This window comes from Halorubrum sp. Atlit-26R (assembly GCF_003666015.1).
Taxonomy (GTDB): Archaea; Halobacteriota; Halobacteria; order Halobacteriales; family Haloferacaceae; genus Halorubrum.
In genome coordinates, this window is the sequence record NZ_QPLT01000057.1 from 1 (window position 1) to 1,455 (window position 1,455).

The 1,455-nt window shown below is 61.4% G+C and carries 3 protein-coding genes; 1 reads left to right on the forward strand and 2 read right to left on the reverse strand.

Features of this window, described 5'->3' with window-relative positions; all coding sequences use genetic code 11:
- Both DVK07_RS19185 and DVK07_RS19190 read right to left on the reverse strand, forming a co-directional pair.
- Positions 1–306, reverse strand: a 306-nt coding sequence (locus DVK07_RS19185) for a hypothetical protein (RefSeq protein ID WP_199719625.1), incomplete at its 3' end; no start/stop codon positions are given.
- A 148-nt stretch (positions 307–454) separates the two neighbouring features.
- The gene (locus tag DVK07_RS19190) at positions 455–703 is read right to left on the reverse strand and encodes a MarR family transcriptional regulator (RefSeq protein WP_121598482.1); all 249 of its coding nucleotides are present in this window, start codon (positions 701–703) and stop codon (positions 455–457) included.
- Positions 704–1,005: 302 nt separating this feature from the next.
- Here DVK07_RS19190 and DVK07_RS19195 point away from each other — a divergent pair, with 302 nt between their 5' ends.
- On the forward strand, positions 1,006–1,314 hold the full coding sequence (locus DVK07_RS19195) for a hypothetical protein (protein WP_158603188.1): 309 nt from the start codon (positions 1,006–1,008) through the stop codon (positions 1,312–1,314).
- Positions 1,315–1,455: the final 141 nt, after the last annotated feature.

Genomic DNA, 1,455 nt, shown 5'->3' on the forward strand with positions numbered 1-1,455 from the left:
CGCGACGAACGCGACCGGGAGCACGAGCGTCCCCACGGCCGCGGCCATGTACCAGCCCTGAAGCCCCTGAATATCGTCCGAGAGGGACTGAAACTCGGTGTTGTCGTTGGTGATGATGACTCCGACGATCGACGCGTAACCGAGAATCCACGCGGTCGAGAGGCCGATACCCCCGAGCGTGAACTGTGTCGCGGTAAAGTCGACGTCGAAGAGTTGGAACGATGCGATACCGACAAGCATGAACGCCGAGGCGAGCCCCGCCACTACAAGGGCGGCGTCGACGGCGTCGAATTCCATTTTCGCCATTGCCCGTAGAGAGGGGCGCTCGCGCGTCAAAATCGCACATGGTAGTGGGGTTAAACTTCATTTAGAACGGACCCGGTCACTTTCACTTTCGATCCGGGTGAGGCCGAGCCTTATCGGGAATAGCGACCGAGCCGAGTATATGTCGAGCCTACTCCGGCGCCGGGAGCTCCCGAGCGTCGAGCTCTCCCTCCAGGTACTCGCGACCGACGTCGTTGATCGCGTAGACCCCGCGGCCAATACGATCCTTATCGACAAGACCGGCCTCTGCGAGCTTCAAAAGGCGTCTATTGACGTGTTTTCGACCATATTGAATTCGCTCATCGCGGACTATCCGGGTCGGGGACTGCGGGCCCTCAACAGCGAGGATTTCAAGAATCCTGTCGTCGAGGAGCACCATCCACGACGCGGACAGTCTTACATTCACGCACTTTTATATCGCTTATCTTGCCATACACCCAACGACGCGGGACATATACTTCCCTTAATATCTGCCTACCGTGACATTAGGATACTTTTAAGTCACAGTAATATTGATCTTCATACAGGAACCGGGCCGGCGGGCGCTGTTGCTCGTCGGTTTGAAAAGCGCACGGGAGAGCTTGGACCTCTCCCGTGCGACGGTTCCGGCGATGAAGGCGCCGAAACCATGTCGAACACCAACCTATCCGGACAAAGTAGTACCGAATGGAGGACGGGCCGATGAAGTGGTCCGAGCTCTCGTCGACGAAGCGAGACCTCCTGATTACAATCGGAGCTGTCAATCGGGACCCGGATCGCGTATCCTCCGGGACCGCGATTATCTCCGAGCTCCGGCGCCGCTACGACTACACGGGCCGGAAGAGAAGCTACTACACGGCCTTATCGGAGCTCGCGGACGTCGACCTCGTCGACAAGGACGCGACCGCCCTCGACGGGCGCACCGTCAGTTACCAACTGACGCCGACCGCCGTCCGGCTCATCGACGAGCACCGGGCGGACGTCGACGACTCGGTGAGGGTCCTCGCGTGAGTCACGTCGATCGCGAGCTCGCGGACGCCGGCAGCGGGCCGGCCGTCCGCGTGCGCCGGTCGACGCTCGCCGTCGTCGCGACGCTCGCCGTCGCGGCGATCGCGGACCTCGCGACGACCGGGCTCGGGCTCTCGGGCGGGC